Consider the following 18,330-nt stretch of genomic DNA (forward strand, 5'->3'; position numbering starts at 1 on the left):
GTGTCGGCTCAGAGCCGGCGTTTGCGGTTGAGCGTCGGAATGGTGGTTTGCGGGACTTCCACCTGTTTTGCCTGCGCCGAAGTCTGCGCCGCCAGCGCGGCCAGAGTCGGCTGGCTGAACAGCGTTCGCGCATCGACGTGTAGCCCGGCCTGACGCATGCGCGCCACCAGGCTGACCGCCAGCAACGAATGCCCGCCGAGTTCAAAGAAGTGGTCGTTGCGTCCGACCTGCTCCAGTTGCAGCACCTCGGCCCAGATCTGCGCCAGCCGGATTTCGACTTCGCCCTCGGGCGCCTCGTAGCGGCGACTGAGCACCGCCTCAGCCCCCGGTGCCGGCAAGGCTTTGCGGTCGACCTTGTCGTTGGGGGTCTGGGGCAATGCGTCGAGTTTTACGTAAGCACCCGGCGCCATGTACTCCGGCAAACGCTCGAGCACATGGGCACGCAAGGTTTCGATAGCTGGTGCAGCAAACCCTTCGCGCACGGTGAAATACGCCACCAGCCGCTCGTCCCGCACCAGCACCACCGCTTCACGCACGGCGGGATGCTCGATCAGCCGTGCTTCGATTTCCCCCGGTTCCAGACGCAGGCCGCGCAGCTTGATCTGGAAGTCGTTGCGGCCGAGGAATTCGAGGTTGCCGTCCGCACGGTAGCGCACCAGATCGCCGGTGCGGTACAGGCGATCACCGGCCACGAACGGGCTGTCGATGAAGCGCTCGGCCTGCATGTCCGGCAGTCCCAGATAACCCCGCGCGACCCCGACCCCGCCGATGTGCAGGTGGCCGCTGACACCGAATGGCACCGCTTGATCGTGGGCGTCCAAAACGTAGAGCCGGGTGTTACTCAGCGCCTTGCCGATCGGCACCACGGCCTCCGGCACCGGTTGACCCGGCTCCAGCGTCCAGCCAGTGCTGTCGACCGTGGTTTCGGTCGGGCCATAGACATTGTGCAGACGCACCCACGGCAGGCGCTCGCGGACGCGCCGGGCCAGTGCGGCGGTCAGCTCACCGCCACCGTTGAGCACGTCGGTCAGGCTGGTGCACTGGCTGACATCTTCCTGTTCGATGAACTGTTGCAGCAGCGCCGGCACGAACTTGACCACGGTGATCTGCCGTTCACGAATCACCTGGGTCACATAGGCCGAATCGCGGTTGCCGTCGGGCCGCGCCAGCACCAGCCGCAGGCCGCAACACAGCGGCCAGAAAATCTCCCACACCGAACTGTCGAAGCTGAATGGCGCTTTCTGCAACAGCGCGCCGTGCTCGGTCGGCGGGCTGATCTGCGAGCCCCAGTGGACCATGTTGCAGGCGCTTCGGTGCTCGATCATCACGCCCTTCGGCGTGCCGGTGGAGCCCGAGGTGTAGATCATGTAGGCCAGGTTCGCAGCGCTCAGACCCGGTATTTTCAGGTTGTCGGCGGACGCGTGCTGCCAGGTGCAACGGTCGAAATCGATGACCGGCACACCCGGCTCGCCCAACAGATTGCGGGTGGTCTCGTGTACCAGCACCGCCACCGGGGCGCTGTCCTGCAACATGTAATGCAGGCGTTCCAGCGGATAGTCGGGATCCAGCGGCACGTAAGCACCCCCGGCCTTGAGAATGCCGAGCAGGCCGACTATCAGATCCGGGCTGCGCTCGACACAGATCGCCACCCGCGAATCGGGCTGCACGCCGTGCTCGCGTAGATGATGCGCCAGACGGTTGGCCTGTTCGTTCAGCTGGCGATAGGTCAGTTGTTGCTCGCCAGCCTGCAATGCGATGGCGTCGGGTCTGCGCTCTACTTGTTGCTCGAATAACACCTGAAGCGGCTGATCGAGCGGGCAATCGACTTCGCTGGCATTGAACTCGACCAGCAGTTGTTCTAGCTCCGCCGTCGGCAGGATCGACAAGCGATTCAGCGGCTGTTGCGGGGTTTGCTCCAGCGCATCCACCAGCGTCTGCAACGCGGTCTGTACGTACTCGCCGATACGCTGGGCGCCGATGCTCATCAGCGTCCGCGTGGTGATCTGCAAAGCGCTGCCCAAATCATCGACGCTCAGGGTCAGCGGGTAGTTGGTGCGCTCTTCGTTCTCCAGGGTCTGAATGCCTTGCCAGGCTGGGTCCGACGCCGATTCCTGCGCCTCAAGTTCGGTGTGCCGATAGTTGAGCAACGCACTGAACAGCGGCGCCGGTGACGCAACCCCGCTGCAACGCTGGGCCAGCGCCAGCGACGCATGTTCGTGCCCGAGCAAATCGGTCAGTCGGGCGTGGGTGAGCAGCACCGCATCGCGCGCGCCACGGTTCATGTCCACCCGCAATGGCAAGGTGTTGATGAACACCCCCAGCGCCCGGTCCGCGCCCTCGCCGCCCTGCATCCGGCCCATGAAAACGCTGCCGAACACCACATGTTCCTGCCCCGAGGTCGCCGCCAGCACCTGGGCCCAGGCCAGGTGAATCAGGCTGGCCACGCTGACGCCGGCCTGCCGCGCCTGAAGACGCAAGCGCCGATCCAGTTCCGGCGCAAGCGTGCGTACGGCTTCATCGATGCCGCGCCCGTCGCCCTGCACATCCTGCAAACCGAACGGCAAGGTCGGCTCGTCGATGTCGGCGAGCATCTCGCGGAAGAACGCTTCATGTTCCTGTTCGCTGACTCCAAGCCGGGTCTGGGCCACGTAATTGCGATACGGCACCGCTGGCGGCAGCGGTTCATCGAGCCCCAGCAAGTTGGCGCGCATTTCATGACGCAGGACTTCCAGCGCGATGTGATCCAGCGCCAGGTGATGGAACAACAGAATCGCCACGATCCGCCCGTGGGCCGGATCGCGCGCATACATCAACCGGATCAGCGGCGCCTGACTGACATCGATGCGATACCGCCGGGCATCGAAGCGCGCATGCAGTTGCGCGAGGACATCGCCCTCGACCGGATCAAGATTGACTTCCTGTACCGGCAACTCGGCTTCGCGCCAGACCACCTGCACCGGAGTGGTCAAACCTTCCCAGACCACCGCAGTGCGCAGAATATCGTGGCGCGCCATGACCTGACGCAGCGCCGCCGCATAGGCCTCGACCCGCTCGACGCTGTCGAACGCCAGCTGCGACTGCAGCAGATACGGATCACCCTGTGCGGCGGTGATGTGGTGATAAAGGATGCCTTCCTGCAACGGCGCCAGCGGATAAATATCCTGCACGTTGGCCGCCCCGCCCGGCACCGTGGCGATGATCCGGTCGAGGGTGGCCTGATCCAGTTCTACCAACGGCAACAGATCCGGGGTGATCTGCGTGCAACCTGGCGGAATACGGTTGGCCGGCACTTCGACCTCGCGGCCACTGCCCACCGATGCGGCCAGTGCCGCCAGCGTCGGCTGGCCGAACAGCACGCGCACATCGCTGCTCATGCCGAGCTGGCGCATGCGCTCGATCAGGTTGACCGCCAGTAACGAGTGCCCGCCGAGTTCAAAGAAGTGATCGTGACGCCCGACCTTTTCGACTTGCAGCACCTCGGCCCAGATCTGCGCCAAGAGAATTTCGACGTCGCCTTGCGGGGCTTCATATTCGCGGCGGATCAACGCCTCCGGCCCCGGCGCCGGCAACGCCTGGCGATCCAGTTTGCCGTTGGCCGTCAGCGGCAGCGCCGTCAAACGCACATAGGCCGATGGCAGCATCGCGCTGGGCAGACGGGTCTTGAGGTGAGCATGCAGCTGCGTGATGTCCAGCGGTTGGCGTTCGGTGAACCAGGCCAGCAATTGCCCGTCGCGCACCTGCACCACCGCATCGCGCACCGATTCGTGGCTGCTCAACGCGGCTTCGATTTCACCGGGCTCGATGCGCACGCCACGGATTTTCACCTGATCGTCGTTGCGGCCCAGGTACTCGAGGGTGCCGTCCGGGCGCCAGCGTGCGAGGTCGCCGGTGCGGTACATCCGCGCGTTGGGCTGGCGGCTGAAAGGATCGTCGAGGAAACGTTCGGCGGTCAGCTCCGGCCGGTTGAAGTAACCCCGCGCCACACCGGCGCCACCGACGTACAGCTCGCCGGCCACGCCAATCGGCACCGGACGCTGCCGGTCATCCAGCAGATAGGCCGTGGCATTGCTCACGGGTTTGCCGATGTGCAGCGTCCGGCCCGGTTCGATTCGCCCCGAGGTCGCGACCACTGTCGCTTCGGTCGGGCCATAGTTGTTGATCACCGCGAACGTCTGCTGGCGATTGAACTGGCGCAGGCGATCACCGCCGATCAGCAGCGTGCGCAGGGTCGGGTGTTCGAGGTGGCGGCTGAAGGCGTACTCGGCAATCGGGGTCGGCAGGAAACTCACGTCCAGCGGTTGCGCACGCCACCAGTCGAGCAGCGCGTCGATGTCTTCGCCGCCATCACGGGACGGCGCCAGGTGCAGGGTCGCGCCGGCACACAGCGCCGGCCAGACTTCCCAGGCCATAGCGTCGAAACCGAAGCCGGCGAGGCTTGAAGTGTGGCGACCGGCACACAGGTCGAAGGCTGTGCAATGCCAGTCGACCAGGTTCGATAGCGTGTGATGCTCGACCATCACGCCCTTGGGCTGGCCGGTAGAACCGGAGGTGTAGATCACGTAGGCCAGATGTGCAGTGGTCAGACCCGAAACATCAGGGTTGAGATCGTTGATCGGCCAGCCGCGCGTGTCGATTTCAATCACCGGCACGTCGAGCATCGGCAAACGTTCGCGCAGATCGTGCTGGGTCAGGACCACGACCGGAGCACTGTCGCGCAATAAATAGCTCAGCCGTTCCGCAGGATGAGCCGGATCGACCGGCACATAACCGGCGCCGGACTTGAGAATCGCCAGCAGCGCGACCAGCGTGTCCAGCCCTCGACGCGCGACCAGCGCCACGCGGTCATCGGGTCGCACGCCGAGCCCGATCAAATGATGGGCCAGGGCGTTGGCCTGTCGGTTCAGCTCGGCATAGGTCAGCGGCTGTCCCTGGAATTCGGCCGCTACCGCATCCCGGCGTGTCGCCGCTTGCGCTTCGATGCGCTGGTGGATGGTCAGGTTTTGAGGGTATTGCGCGCCTGTGTCGTTCCACTGCTGCAAGAGCGCCGATTCGGCCGGCAGGCTCAGGCTGAAATCACCCACCATCAGCGCCGGGTCTTCAAGCCCCTGCTCCAGCACCCACAGCAAGCGCCCGCTCAGCACCGCGATTTCATCGGCGTCAAAGTAGGCCTCGTTGTACACCATGTACAAACTGTCCTCGTAGTCACCACGGCTGCTCAGCAGGTGCACCGACAACGGCGTGCCCTCTTCGTGGTTCGACACTTTGACCACCCGCCCCTGCGCCTCGCCGTAGCGGTATTCATGCGCATCGCGCTCATAGGACACGGTCACTTCGAACAACTGCGAGCGATCCTCGCGCAGCAAGCCGAGGGCACGGTTCATTTCGCTCAAGGGAAAACGCTGATGGCGAAAGTCTTTTTTCAACTCGTCGTGAATCGCCTTGACCAGCGTCTTGAATGACAACTCGCGGCCAAACCCCATGCGCACCGCGCTGACCTGGGTGAACAGCCCCAGGGTCGATTTGAACCGGGCGCCGGAGCGGTTGAGCAGCGGCACGCCCACCACCCATTCGTCACGCTGGGCGCTGCGGCTGAAATACACATGGATCGCTGCCAGCAGCACATGAAACGCCGATGCGCCGTACTCCCGGGCCACCTGTTTCATGCGTTCGTGCAAGCGAGCCGGAAACACCTGCGAGAAAATCCGCGTCGGTGCCGCAGCGCCGGCAAAGCGTTCCTGATAACGCGGCAGCAACAGCGGTTCGGGCCGATGTTGGTATTTGTCCAGCCAATACGCCCGGTCGCGGGCGTAGCGGTCGGACTGAAAATACCGCGCATCGTCACGGATGAAATCGACATAGGACGGCGCCGAATCGGGCGGCAATTGCCCGAGCGCCAGCGCGTTGTAGATCTCGTCGAGGGATTTGAGCATCTCGCCGAAACCCCAGCCATCGACGATCAGGTGGTGGGCCTGGAGTGACAGCCAATGGCAGTTGTCATCGAGCCAGAGCAGACGAAACCGGAACAACGGCCCGCCATCCAGCGTAAACAGTTGCTCGATGTTTTCCTGCGTCAGTTGGCGCGCTGCGGCGTATGGATCGGGTTGGCTGCGTAAATCGTGCACCGGCATCGGCACCGGCATGGACCGGGCAAAACGTTGCAACGGCAGCCCATCCTCGCCGGCCCCCGGCAGCAGGCTGGTGCGCATCGCGTCATGCCGGGCCACGAGACCTTCAAGCGCCGCCTGCATCAGGGCCGGATCCAGCGGCCCGGTCAGTTCGACATAGCCACCGATGTTGTACATCGGCGAATTCCCCTGACGCAGTTGGTCAAGCCAGATGTCGCGCTGGGCGGCAGTCAGCGGAAAGGCCTCGGAAATCGCGGACAGTCCGTCCGCCGCGTCGGCAGCAAATTGGTTCATAAGATCCATCTCACGTGATTTGGCGCGTATTCAAGCATCGGCCCCGAAACCCGCGTGACACGTAAAACCCGGACAACACTCCCCACTTTGTACAGTTGTGCGAACCAAAGGGCCTGAGAAGTCAGCTAATCCCCTAAAAGTTCGGAAAGAAATGACTGAAAATCCTGTAGGACAATCGCCACACTCGACTACCCGTTAGTGTCCCGCGATGGCGCGGCACCGCGATCCGAACCCCGGAATCCGGGGTTCGTACTAGATCGTACAGTCAAAGACTACGAGTCCTTACACATTGACCTGACAGAAACGTGACGCCATTTTTTCGGAAATGGTGGCACTTTGTGTCCCTGTTTTCCCCTACAGACGTAGGACAAATGCATAGGCTTAAATCCCGTTCCAGATCGATTTTCAGGAGAAACAACTGGGTGGGCGTTTCACGGGTGCATGCACGGCAGACGATTCGGCAATGGCTCTAAATCAAGGATGACAAGGATATGAATCTGACCGGCAGTCTTCGCAACATGGAAAATCCGCACTTTTACTGGCAACTGGGTGAACTGATCGCCAGCACCGGCAACGAGCGTTTTGCCACCAACATGTTCCAGCTGGTCGACAACCTCGTTCCGGTCAATCGCGTCGATCTCAGTGAGTGGACCCTGGACGAACGGGAATCCAGCGTGGTCGAGATCAAGGCGTTGGGCAGCGCCGGTTTGCCGGACACCTTCCCGCCCCCGGCCCCGTTGCAGCACCCGGACGACCACCCGCTGCTGCAACAGATGATCGAGATGAACGACTCGCTACTGATTCAATTGAAAGCCTCGCTCCAGCATCGACACCCGCACCACAGCGTTCACCAATGCAATCTGGTGTCACGCACGTCCAACCGCCGTTGCGTCATCTCGTTCTACCGCCCCCACACGCATCGGGTGTTTTCCCTGCCGGAACTGTCGTTCCTCAAGCGCCTGTCCGACACCTTGTTGCCTTTGATCGAGCGCCACGCGCACATCAGTCGCCAAGTCACCGCCCGTCAACTCCGCGCGCCACAAGCCGATCACCCCCAGACGCCGTTGCAACAGGTGTTCGACGAACGCCTGGCGTTGGGTGACATCACCTTGTCGGTGCGAGAGAAAGAGGTCTGCCTGGGCCTGCTGACCGGCGGCACCGTGCCGCAGATGGCAGAAAAGCTGCGGGTCAAGAACAGCTCGATCGAGACCTACCTCAAACGTGCGGCCGCCAAGCTTGGGGTCAGCGGGCGACACGGTCTGGCGAAATGGATGGCCGGGGCCTGATCCGGCATTTTTCTCATTCCGGGCGCCCGACGTCCGCCTTCATTCGTGAACGAGGCTGTTTGATGCTCAGATTGCCGATTTCCCTGCTGTCCGCCGTGATACTGCTGGGCGGTTGTTCGTTGATTCCCGATTACCAGCGGCCGGCATCGCCGAGCGCGGCGCAGTATCCGCAAGGTCCCGCGTATGCTGCGCCGTCCTCGGTCACACCCCGCGCCGAGGACTGGCGCGCGCTGTTCAATGACCCGGCGCTACAGCAACTGATTGAAAGCGCGCTGGTCAACAACCGTGATCTGCGGGTGGTCGCGCTGAATGTCGAGGCATTTCAGGCGCAGTACCGCATCCAGCGCGCCGATCTGCTGCCGGCGGTGTCGGCCAATGCCAACCAACTGCGTCAGCGGGTGCCGTCCAGCGTGACCCGCACCAAGGCGGCGATCACCTCGACCTACTCGGTGAACCTGGGCATCAGCGCCTATGAGCTGGACTTCTTCGGCCGGGTGCGCAGCCTCAGCGAGCAGGCGCTGCTGACCTGGCTGTCCACCGAAGAGGCCCGGCGCAGTGCGCAATTGAGTCTGGTGGCCAATGTCGCCAACGCCTACCTGACCTGGCGCGCCGATCAGGAGTTGCTGGCGCTGGCCCGGGAAACGCTGGCCGCCGACGAGCGCAGCCTGCACCTGACCACCCGCAACCGCGAGGCCGGTAAGTCCTCGGCGCTGGATCAGATTCAGGCGCAGACCAGTGTCGACAGCACTCGCGCAAGCCTGGCCCGTTATCAGCGTCAGGTCGCCCAAGACTTGAACAGTCTGACGCTGCTGGTAGGCGCGCCGGTGCCCGAGCACCTGCCGGCGCGTCCGCTGGACAGTGATCTGGTGGCAACCGTGCCGGCCGGGTTGCCGTCCGATCTGCTGCAACGTCGGCCGGACATTCTCCAGGCCGAATACAAGCTGCGCGCTGCCAATGCCAACATCGGCGCGGCGCGGGCGGCGTTTTTCCCGAGTGTCAGCCTGACCGCCAATGCCGGGACGTCCAGCCGCGACCTGTCCGGGCTGTTCAAGGGCGGCTCCGGGGCCTGGACGTTCCAGCCGCAGATCAACCTGCCGATCTTCAACGCCGGCAGTCTGCGCGCCAGCCTGGACTACGCGAAGCTGCAAAAAGACATCAGCGTCGCCGAGTACGAAAAGACCATTCAGACGGCATTTCAGGAAGTGTCCGACGGCCTCGCGGCGCGCCAGACCTACGAACAACAGCTCCAGGCCCAGCGCGATCTGGTGCAGGCGACCCAGGATTATTACGACATGGCGCAGCATCGCTATCGCAGCGGCGTCGACAGCAGCCTGACGTTCCTCGATGCCCAGCGTTCGTTGTTCAGTTCTCAGCAAGGGCTGATTACCGATCGGTTGGCGCAGCTGGTGGCGCAAGTGAATCTGTACACCGCGCTGGGCGGTGGCTGGAGCCCGGTCGAGCCGCTTCCGCCAGCACCTTGAGTCATGTTTTCTTACACCTTTTGTCGCCAGATCCCACATTGCCCGGCGATCGAAAACCGGCGCAGCGGATCATTTTGGTATCATGCGCCGCTTTTACGGTTAACCCCCCGCCTGTCCTGCCGACCGGCGGGCTCCAAAGGGCGGTATGAAATGACGGCTTTGTTGACTCGCCGCAAGGTGCTTGCGGGAATGGGCGTACTCGGTCTCGGCCTGCTCGCCGGCTGCGACACCCGCGGCGAACTGTCGTACAAGTACGGCAAGGATCTGAGCGACAAGATCCTCGGACGCACCTTCAAGCTCAAGGACACCGAAGGCAACACCGTGACGCTGTCGAGCTTTCGCGGCCTGATGCCGATGATCTTCTTCGGCTTCACCCAGTGCCCGGCGATCTGCCCGACGACGCTGGCCCGCGCCGCGAAAATCAAGAAGCTGATGGGCAAGGACGGCGACATCCTGCAAGTGGTGTTCATCACCCTCGACCCGGAACGCGACACCCCGGAAATCCTCGACGCCTACGTCAAGACCTTCGATCCAAGCTTCGTCGCGCTGTACGGCACCCTCGAAGAAACCAAGGCCACCGCCAAGGAATTCGACGTGTTCTACGAAAAAGTCCCGGCCGGCGACACCTATACCCTCTCCCACACCGCCACCAGCTATGTCTACGACACGCGGGGCACGTTGCGTGTGGGCCTGTCTCAATCGCTTTCTGCACAAGAGTGCACGGAAGATTTGCTTACCGTCATGGAGGTCTGCTGATGAACCCTTTCCTGAACCACATCAAACGTGCCGCACTGGGCCTGTCCCTGCTGGGCCTGGCGTTCCAGGTATCGGCGCAGACCAAGGTCGACGACGCGTGGGTGCGCGCGACCGTGCCGAACCAGTCGGCCAGCGGCGCGTTCATGAGCGTCACCGCCGACAGCGACAGCAAGCTGCTCAGCGTTGCTTCGCCGGCGGCCAAGGACGTGCAGATTCATGAGATGAGCATGAAGAACGACGTGATGAGCATGGGCCCGGTGAAATCGGTCGACCTGCCAGCTGGCAAAGCCGTCAACTTCGATCCGAATGGCTACCACGTAATGCTGATGGGCCTGACCGCTCAGTTGAAGGAAGGCGACAGCGTGCCGCTGACCCTGACTATCGAAAACGCCAAGGGCGAAAAGGAAACCGTGGAAGTGAAAGCGCCGGTCAAGGCGCTGACCATGGAAGGCCACGATCACAGCAAGATGCATTGATCGCTGACTGACAGATCTACGGCTTCAAAAAAACAAAAGGGGCGGCATGATCGATGATCATGCCGCCCCTTTTGCATCTGGATATCAGACCAGTTTCAATTCGACCTCGATATTGTTGCGCGTGGCCTTGGAGTACGGGCACACCTGATGCGCCGCATCCACCAGTTGCTGCGCCGCGCCGCGCTCCATGCCCGGCAGGCTTACATTCAGTCGCGCCTGCAACAGATACCCTCCCGAGTTGGTACCCAGGTCCACTTCGGCATCCACCGCCAGGTCCGCTGGCAGGCTGATTTTCTGCTGCCCCGCCACCGCTTTCATCGCGCCGATGAAACATGCCGACCAGCCTGCGGCAAACAATTGCTCCGGATTGGTCCCGCCGCCACTGGAACCGGGCGACGACAGTTTTACGTCGAGGATCCCGTCGGAACTGCGCGAGGCGCCGTCACGTCCGCCGGTAGTGTGGGTTTTCGCGGTGTAGAGGACTTTTTCGATCTGACTCATGGCGATCTCCTGAATAAAAACAGCAGATTGTTCACTCGGCGCCTCCCGTCGCAGCCTTGAGGTGCGCCACCCGTTTCACACAGCCCTCTCACTATAGACGCGGGTTTGCCGCCTACCCGACCGGCGGACGTGCGGATAACCGCCGGTCGTATTGGAACCGCCAAGCGGGTTGACAGAACCAGAGGGCGAGAGGATTATTATTACATCGCATACGATCTAACCGTATACGATCACAACCAATCACAACACCTTGAGGATTCCCCCATGAGCAAAATCGAAAAAGTCCTGGCCACCGGTAAGACCCACACAACCGCCAGCAGCGCCGGCCTCACCTCCCGTGGTCACAACGGCAATCTCGACATTCAGCTCTCGACGCCCGGCAATGCCAAACCGGCCCATGTGTTTGCCAACGTCCTGCCCCACCCGACCGCCGAGCAACTGTTCGCCGGTGCCTGGTCGTCCTGCTACACCGCCGCCGTCGGCTTGGTGGCCAATGACCTGGGCGTAGTGCTGCCGGCCGACATGTCGGTAGACATCGAAGTGGATCTGGGCCAAACCGGCCCCGCCTATTTCCTTCAGGCTCGCCTGACCCTGCGCGTCCCGGGTGTCGCCGAAGACATCGCGAAAAACCTCGCCCACACCGCAGACCAGATCTGCCCGTACTCCAAGGCGACTCGCGGGAACATCGAGGTGGCACTGAACGTCATCACTGAGTAATTTCTCCGCACCAAATACATCGCATACGATGTAGGCGCATAAGAAATAAATGACCGGTTCGCGCCATTCATGGCGAACCGGTTACCTCAGGCAACATGATCAACACTCCCGATAGAATCGCATCCGACGTATAGTTCGCCCCATACGTTTCACCGGTCACCCGACCCACGAGGATGAACATGAATTCCACCGTCAATACCGCACCAACCGATCTCAAACTCAGTGATTTCCTGTGCTTTGCCGTCTACTCCACCAACCTGGCGTTCGGCAAGGCCTACAAACCGATCCTCGAACGGCTCGGTCTGACATACACCCAATACATCACCATCGTTTCCCTGTGGGAGCAGGACAACCAGACCGTCGGCGGCCTGGGCGAGAAGCTGTTCCTGGAATCCAACACCCTCACGCCAATCCTGAAAAAACTTCAGGCCATGGGTTATGTGCAACGCCAGCGTGACCCGGCAGACGAACGCCAGGTGCGGATCAGCCTGACCCAGAGCGGCCGCGACCTGCGCAACGTGTCCTCGGGCACGAGTCTGTTCGAGGCGACGGGGCTGACCACGGAAGAATTCACGCAGATGCAGAAATCGATCGTCACGTTGCGCAACAACCTAATCCGGTCGATGAATGCCGAGGGTTGATCGAGCCCTGATGGAAAGCGTGCTTTACATAACTAGTGGCTTCGGTAACTATGTAAAGGGTCTTTTACACAGGAAGTGAAGCATGAATCGATTCCATCTCGAAATGGGCGGCGCGCTGGTGCTGTATGCCGTCGTGCTGATTGCCTCGACGGTTGCGCTGCAGTCGTTGGAGGACGCCAACATTTACCTGCGCACGCTCATTGTTCTGACGCCGATGATTCCGGCCGGACTGGTGTGCTGGAGCGTGGTACGCGACATGAGGCGTCTGGACGAAATGTATCTGCGCATCCAGTTCGAAGCCCTCGGCTTCGCCTTCGCTGCCTCGGCCTTGCTGACCTTCAGCTACGGTTCTCTGGAGAACGTCGGCGCCCCCCATATCCCGTGGTTCTGGGTCTGGCCGGTGATGGGTGCGATGTGGATGATCGGCCTGCGCATCGCGCGGCGCCGCTACCAATGAAGAACCGGCTCAAGGAACTGCGCGCCGAGCGCAAGTGGTCGCAGGTGGATCTGGCCGAACGCTTGAACGTTTCGCGCCAGACCATCAATGCGATTGAAAACGAACGCTACGACCCGAGCCTGCCTCTGGCATTCCAGATTGCCCGGGCGTTCGAGATGCCGATTGAAGACGTCTTTGATGACGGTATGGGTTAAGCAACACCTTCGCCCACCGCATCGACGCACTCGGTGCTGATTACGATCGCGCCAGTGCTCTTTTGACCATTCGCTGGCTTTGAACCTGCTTATCGAGGGTGTGTAAATGAGCCTCGAGTCGAGCAATAAAATGCTTGCGACGTCGACCTCCCTCCAGGTGCAAAGCACCGAAAAGGGCGATGGCCGAAATCAATCCACCCTCTCCACCGATCCAGGTCGCAATCGCGCCATACACCAACGAAACCAGGAAGATGGTGAGTCTGGGGCGTTTTATACCCAGCTCCTTGACGAGGAATTCGCCATCAAACAGCAATGTGGATTGCGACAGGCAGTCATTGCGCAACAGTGCAAAGACGCTGTAGTCGATGTTCGCCGTGGTGGCATTGAAGACGCTGACGCGATGATTTCGACGCAGGTCGAACTCAAGGTCGGAAACATCAATTTCCTCGACCACGCCATCATCACTTTCGATTTGCGCGAGCGTTTCGACATAGCCGTCGTCATCGGTGAGCTTTTTGATTTTGCGCACCGTGCCGCTCCAGACAAAAAACTCGACGTTCACGTTGCGGTACAGAAAATCGAGCATGGCCATCCTTGTAGATTCAGAGCATTGCGTCGTGGGGGTCAGAGCGCGGCCGGCAAATGCTACTAAGAGGCCACCACGCTGTCCAGAACGCCCCGGGATTCAACTCCCCGCCCCACCATGCGCCTCTTCAAAGAAATATTCCTTCCAGCTATCTGCCTTGTTTTTCAGCACACCCAGCTCCTGCAATTTCTCTGCATAGATAAAGGTGCGCTGCGGCACCACGGTGAAATCGATTTCCGGATCGGTGACGATTTTCTCGACCAGTGCCAGCGGCAGCTTTGACTGTTCCACCCGAATGTAGGCCTGAGCCGCCGCTGGCTTGTCGGCCTTGATGATCTTCTCGGCCTCGGCCAGAGCGTCGTAGAACGCCTTGTAGGTTTTCGGGTTTTCGTCGTGGAATTTTTCCGTGGTGTAGAGCACGTTGAACGTGGCCTGGCCGCCGAGCACGTCGTAGGAACTCAGCACTTTATGCACGTTGGGGTTCTGCAGCGCCTGATACTGGAAGGGTGGGCTGGAGAAGTGCGCGTTGATTTCCGAGCCGCCGGCGATCAATGCGGCCGTGGCATCCGGGTGCGGCAGGCTGACGGAGATGTCGTCGAATTTCTTGTATTGGTCATTGCCGAATTCCTTGGCCGTTTCGATCTGCAGCGTGCGTGACTGGAAGCCCACACCCGCTGCCGGCACGGCGATGCGATCCTTGTCGCTGAAGTCCTTGAGGGTTTTGACGTTCGGGTTATTGGTCAACAGGTAGTTGGGCATCGAGCCCAGCGAAGCGATGGCCTTGACGTTCTGCTTGCCCTTGGTGCGATCCCACACGGTGAGCATCGGCGGCACGCCGGCCGAGACCACGTCCAGGGATCCGGTGAGCAACGCTTCATTCATGGCGGTGGCGCCGGAAATGCTGTTCCAGTCGACCTTGATGTCCAGGCCCAGGGCCTTGCCGTGTTTCTCGATCAACTGCTGATCGCGCACCACATCCAGAATCAGATAACCGATGCCGAATTGCTGGGCGATGCTGATCTTGCCTTCGGCTTGTGCAGTGTTACCGAGCAACGCGCCGGCCAGCGAGGCCGCCAGCAGCGTCAGTGCAGAACGTTTTAACGGTAGGGCCATGACAACCTCGCAGTGATTTACAGGGAAATCTGTGAGGCCGGACTCTATCGCTATAAAAAACGAAATTTAAATACCGTTATCGCATATTGATATCACTGGAAAACCAGCTTCGAAAAACTGATGAGCAGGCTGATACCGAAGTTCAAGGCGTACGCTGATTGAACCGGGTTCTAAGACCGTCGGCGTTCAACGACAGGCGCTTCGCGGTGTCCACGAACGGGGTGACGATCAGGCTGTACAGCGTCAGATAACGTGTGCGGTCCTGCTCACCCGTGCCGAAGCGCAAGTCTTCGGGTTTTGAAGTGGTGACGTACAACGTGCCGAACAGCCAGTCCCACAGTGACAGATTGATCGCGAAATTCTTGTTGAAATGGCGCTGTGCGTCGCTGTGATGAATCTGGTGCTGGGCCGGGCTGCTGAGCACATGCTCGACTGCCGGCCCGAACGACAGCCAGACATGGCTGTGGCGCAGATTGGAGCCCAGGCTGTTGATGATCAGCACCAGCCAGGTCACGCCGAACAGCGTGTAGCGGCTGACCTCACCGCCACAGGCGTACCAGACCACCCCGGCAAACGCGCCGAGGCCGGCGGTGATGACGATTCGTTCAACGATCGATTCGACAATGTGAATGCGGCTGGCGGTGGCCGGCACCAGCACCGGCGCCGAATGATGGACCCTGTGAAATTCCCACAGATACCGGGAATGGAAGGCACGGTGAATCCAGTAATGCAGAAAGTCCCTGAGCAGGAACACACCCAGTCCGTAGAACAACGCGATCAACGGATGATCCGGCACTTGCTCGCGCGCGCCCCACAGCTGAGTGAAAAACTGTGCGTAGTCGCCCGAACGCAGAATGTGCGGATCGACGAGGCCGACCACGGGCAACACCAGCGTCACCCGAAGAATCGCCTTGATGAAGTAATAACGGTAATCCAGCCAGGCCGAACGATGCCCGTGAACATGACCGCCGCCGACAAATTGCCAGAAGGATCGGGCTTGCGTCAGGTGCCGGGATTTTCGGTGGCGATAAAGGCCGTAAGCCACGGCGTAGGATGTGAGCAGAAACACCACACCTAGACGACCGTTCAGATCGAACAGGCCAAGGAACCGTTCGGTGACCGGATCGATCACCCAGCGGCTGAGCTGCGCGTGAAGTTGCGCGAGTAAATCCACGACGAACGACTCCATCAGAAGTCGCGCATTGTAAATCGCACTGGTTCGCAAATGCAGCAGGAACGGATCAAAGGCCGGTTAAACAGCCTGAAACAATAAAACCGCCGCCTCGCTTAAGCCGCAAAACCGCCAGGACGGTCGCCGATCAAGGCCCCAGCTCATCCGGTTGGCTGAGAGTGCCTCCCGGGACCGGATCACCCAGCCGTTTAAAAAGGCGATCAGGCAGCCCACCCTTGGTATCATCGCCCACACTTTTATGACGGTTTAATGGCTGGAAGGTCTTTTTTTGTGAGCGCTCTTTTTCAACGGCTGCGGTGCCTGGATGCCCGCCTTCTCTCTCTGGTTTTTCTGGTACTGATCGTGCCGGTGTGCCTGCGGGCGGCACTCGGCTGGTCGAGCCTGTTCGGTTACCTGTCGGACCTGGCCATCGGCAGTCTGCTGGTGGTGGTGTTGCACCGCCGTCCCTGGTGGCTGGCGCTGCCGGTGCTGCTGTTCTGGGGATTGCTGGCGGTGGCGACCGCGGAACTGGTCAGCGCGGTAGGTCGCCTGCCGACCGTAGCGGATCTGCATTATCTGATCGACCCGCAGTTCGTGGAAAACTCCACCGGCGGCGGCTTCGCCCATCCCGGCGTGGCGGTTGCGCTGCTGGTGGCCCTGGCCGTGTGGCTGCTCAGTCATTGGACTCGACGTGCGACACCGGTTCACGCTCTGCCCCGTGCAACCTGGGCGACGCCGGTGCTGCTGTTCTGCGCGTACTGGGGCGCGCAACACCTGGACCCGAGCGATGCCGACCCGTGGCGTCTGTACAATCTGCCGCACCAGTTGCTGGCCACGCAGGTCGCCGACGTGCAGATGCAGGCCGAAGAATGGCTGGACGGCGATACTCAGGTCACTCCCCCGCCCATGGCCGGGCTCACCGATGTCGATCTGAACGGTCACCCATTGCTGGCGGCCAAAGGCCAGGCGCGCAATGTCCTGATCGTCGCCCTCGAAGGCATTCCCGGCGCTTACATCGGCGCCAATCGCCAGGCCATCGGCAGCCATTATCAGGAAGACCTGATGCCCAACCTCAGCCGCTGGGCCGAGCGCGGCATGAACACCCCGGATTACGTGCTGCACACCCACCAGACCATTCGCGGTCTGTACGCTATGCTCTGCGGCGATTACGACAAACTCGACAACGGCACGCCCAAAGGCGTGGAAATGCTGACCCAGCACGAGCGCAATCAGGCGTGCCTGCCGGCCCAGTTGCGTCAGCACGGTTTTGCCACGCACTACCTGCAAGGCGCAGGGCTGCGGTTCATGGCCAAAGACAAGATCATGCCGCACATCGGGTTCGATGCGACCCATGGCCTGGAATGGTTCACCAACGCCAACTACCTGGAATTCCCGTGGGGCAAGGATGACAAGGCGTTTTTCGAAGGCGCACTGAAATACGTCGGCGAACTGAAGAAGCAGAAACAGCCGTGGATGCTCACGCTGCTGACCGTCGGCACTCACCAGCCCTACTCCGCGCCCGAGGACTACCTGCAACGCTACGACACGCCGAAGCAGGCCGCCGTCGGTTATCTGGACGATGCGCTGGAACAGTTTCTCAGCGGCCTCGAACGCCAGGGCGTGCTGAAAGACACGCTGGTGGTGATCACCTCGGACGAATCCCACGGCATCGACGGCGTACGCCTCGCGTCGTCCTGGGGCTTCAACCTGACCCTCGCGCCGGAGCAGGCGCATCTGCCGCGCCTGAACGCCGGGGTCTACGGGCACGTCGATCTGAGCGCGTCGATTCTGGATTACTTCGACTTTCCGGTGCCCTCCGCCCTCAGCGGTCGCTCGTTGTTTCGCGATTACGATTCGGGCCGCGAAATCATGTCGTTCACCAACGGCAAGCTGCGTTACCACGACGGTCGCGGCCTCCTGACCGAATGCGACATGCCGCGCCGTTGCCGCAATTACGCAAGCCAAGGTTTCATCGCCGAAAGCGCCACGTTCAAGGGCAACGCCAGCAGCCAGAATGCCCGGGATATCGCCGCCCGCGCCTCGGCCCTGGATCTGTCGCTGCTGCGCACCCCGCTCAACCAGCGTTATCAGTTCGGCAGCGCCAACGTCATCCCGCTGCAAGCGCAGATCAAGGACGACTGGGCCGACAACCTGATCGGCGCGCAGTATCTGGAAATGCCCAAGGGCTCCCATACCCGCGTGCGCCTGACCGTACGTTCGGTCGATCCGCAGCAGGCAGCGTACATTCAGCTCAAGGCCAAGGAGTTCGAACAGGACGTGCAACTGGGCCTGCCGACCGAGATGGTCGCCACGGCGGATCAGCCGCTGGAGATGGATTTCAGTTTCGACAACCCGCAACCGCGCAAGGCGTTCTCGTTTCACTTGTTGGGGTATGGGCTGGGCGCCGTGGAAGTCAGTGATTTCAGCGTGATCACCGAACTGCCGGGGCAACAGGATCTGCTGGACGAGATCCCGGAGGAAGACACCGCTCAATCGAGTTGAGGTCGACGCCAGCGTCGCAACGACGCTGGC

At 61.4% G+C, this 18,330-nt stretch carries 14 protein-coding genes; 9 read left to right on the top strand and 5 right to left on the bottom strand.

The genetic code is table 11. The annotated features are described in order from the left end of the window. Positions 1 to 8: 8 nt before the first annotated feature. The gene (locus CAF76_RS24365) at positions 9 to 6,419 is read right to left on the bottom strand and encodes a non-ribosomal peptide synthetase (RefSeq protein WP_085648943.1); all 6,411 of its coding nucleotides are present in this window, start codon (positions 6,417 to 6,419) and stop codon (positions 9 to 11) included. 491 nt (positions 6,420 to 6,910) lie between these two features. Here CAF76_RS24365 and CAF76_RS24370 point away from each other — a divergent pair, with 491 nt between their 5' ends. From CAF76_RS24370 to CAF76_RS24385, 4 genes are all read left to right on the top strand, one after another. Beyond that, positions 6,911 to 7,705, top strand: coding sequence for a helix-turn-helix transcriptional regulator (locus CAF76_RS24370; RefSeq protein ID WP_085648942.1), 795 nt, complete (start codon positions 6,911 to 6,913; stop codon positions 7,703 to 7,705). A gap of 62 nt (positions 7,706 to 7,767) precedes the next feature. Continuing rightward, positions 7,768 to 9,186: an AdeC/AdeK/OprM family multidrug efflux complex outer membrane factor gene (gene adeC / locus CAF76_RS24375; RefSeq protein WP_085648941.1), complete on the top strand. Its 1,419-nt coding sequence runs from the start codon at positions 7,768 to 7,770 to the stop codon at positions 9,184 to 9,186. 150 nt (positions 9,187 to 9,336) lie between these two features. Further along, the gene (locus CAF76_RS24380) at positions 9,337 to 9,942 is read left to right on the top strand and encodes an SCO family protein (protein WP_039770777.1); all 606 of its coding nucleotides are present in this window, start codon (positions 9,337 to 9,339) and stop codon (positions 9,940 to 9,942) included. Beyond that, entirely contained in the window at positions 9,942 to 10,418 is a 477-nt protein-coding gene (locus CAF76_RS24385) for a copper chaperone PCu(A)C (RefSeq protein WP_085648940.1), read from the top strand. Before CAF76_RS24380 ends, CAF76_RS24385 begins: the two co-directional genes overlap by 1 nt. Before the next feature lie 84 nt (positions 10,419 to 10,502). Here the strand turns inward: CAF76_RS24385 and CAF76_RS24390 are convergent, their stop codons facing one another. Beyond that, positions 10,503 to 10,919 (bottom strand): organic hydroperoxide resistance protein, encoded by a 417-nt coding sequence (locus tag CAF76_RS24390; protein ID WP_007956881.1) that lies wholly within the window; start codon positions 10,917 to 10,919, stop codon positions 10,503 to 10,505. A 264-nt stretch (positions 10,920 to 11,183) separates the two neighbouring features. On the opposite strand from CAF76_RS24390, the gene CAF76_RS24395 reads away from it, so the two are divergent. The 4 genes from CAF76_RS24395 to CAF76_RS24410 all read left to right on the top strand — a co-directional run bounded on the left by CAF76_RS24395 (position 11,184) and on the right by CAF76_RS24410 (position 12,928). Next, complete coding sequence (locus CAF76_RS24395) at positions 11,184 to 11,636, top strand: Ohr family peroxiredoxin (protein ID WP_085648939.1); 453 nt, start codon at positions 11,184 to 11,186, stop codon at positions 11,634 to 11,636. Positions 11,637 to 11,815: 179 nt separating this feature from the next. Next, a complete protein-coding gene (locus CAF76_RS24400; RefSeq protein WP_007956897.1) occupies positions 11,816 to 12,277 on the top strand; it encodes a MarR family winged helix-turn-helix transcriptional regulator in 462 nt (153 codons plus the stop codon). Between the two features lie 82 nt (positions 12,278 to 12,359). Continuing rightward, positions 12,360 to 12,734: a hypothetical protein gene (locus CAF76_RS24405; protein ID WP_085648938.1), complete on the top strand. Its 375-nt coding sequence runs from the start codon at positions 12,360 to 12,362 to the stop codon at positions 12,732 to 12,734. Further along, a complete protein-coding gene (locus tag CAF76_RS24410) occupies positions 12,731 to 12,928 on the top strand; it encodes a helix-turn-helix transcriptional regulator (protein WP_085648937.1) in 198 nt (65 codons plus the stop codon). The genes CAF76_RS24405 and CAF76_RS24410 overlap by 4 nt, the downstream gene beginning before the upstream one ends. Before the next feature lie 40 nt (positions 12,929 to 12,968). On the opposite strand, the gene CAF76_RS24415 is transcribed toward CAF76_RS24410, so the two are convergent. The 3 genes from CAF76_RS24415 to CAF76_RS24425 form a co-directional block, all read right to left on the bottom strand. Beyond that, complete coding sequence (locus tag CAF76_RS24415; RefSeq protein ID WP_085648936.1) at positions 12,969 to 13,514, bottom strand: hypothetical protein; 546 nt, start codon at positions 13,512 to 13,514, stop codon at positions 12,969 to 12,971. A 99-nt stretch (positions 13,515 to 13,613) separates the two neighbouring features. Continuing rightward, positions 13,614 to 14,627: an ABC transporter substrate-binding protein gene (locus tag CAF76_RS24420; RefSeq protein ID WP_085648935.1), complete on the bottom strand. Its 1,014-nt coding sequence runs from the start codon at positions 14,625 to 14,627 to the stop codon at positions 13,614 to 13,616. Between the two features lie 142 nt (positions 14,628 to 14,769). Next, positions 14,770 to 15,801 (bottom strand): sterol desaturase family protein, encoded by a 1,032-nt coding sequence (locus tag CAF76_RS24425; protein ID WP_085648959.1) that lies wholly within the window; start codon positions 15,799 to 15,801, stop codon positions 14,770 to 14,772. Between the two features lie 288 nt (positions 15,802 to 16,089). Between CAF76_RS24425 and CAF76_RS24430 the strand changes: the two genes are divergently transcribed. Beyond that, entirely contained in the window at positions 16,090 to 18,300 is a 2,211-nt protein-coding gene (locus CAF76_RS24430; RefSeq protein ID WP_085648934.1) for an LTA synthase family protein, read from the top strand. Positions 18,301 to 18,330 lie beyond the last annotated feature (30 nt).

Source organism: Pseudomonas sp. B40(2017) (assembly GCF_002112855.1).
GTDB lineage: Bacteria > Pseudomonadota > Gammaproteobacteria > Pseudomonadales > Pseudomonadaceae > Aquipseudomonas > Aquipseudomonas pharyngis.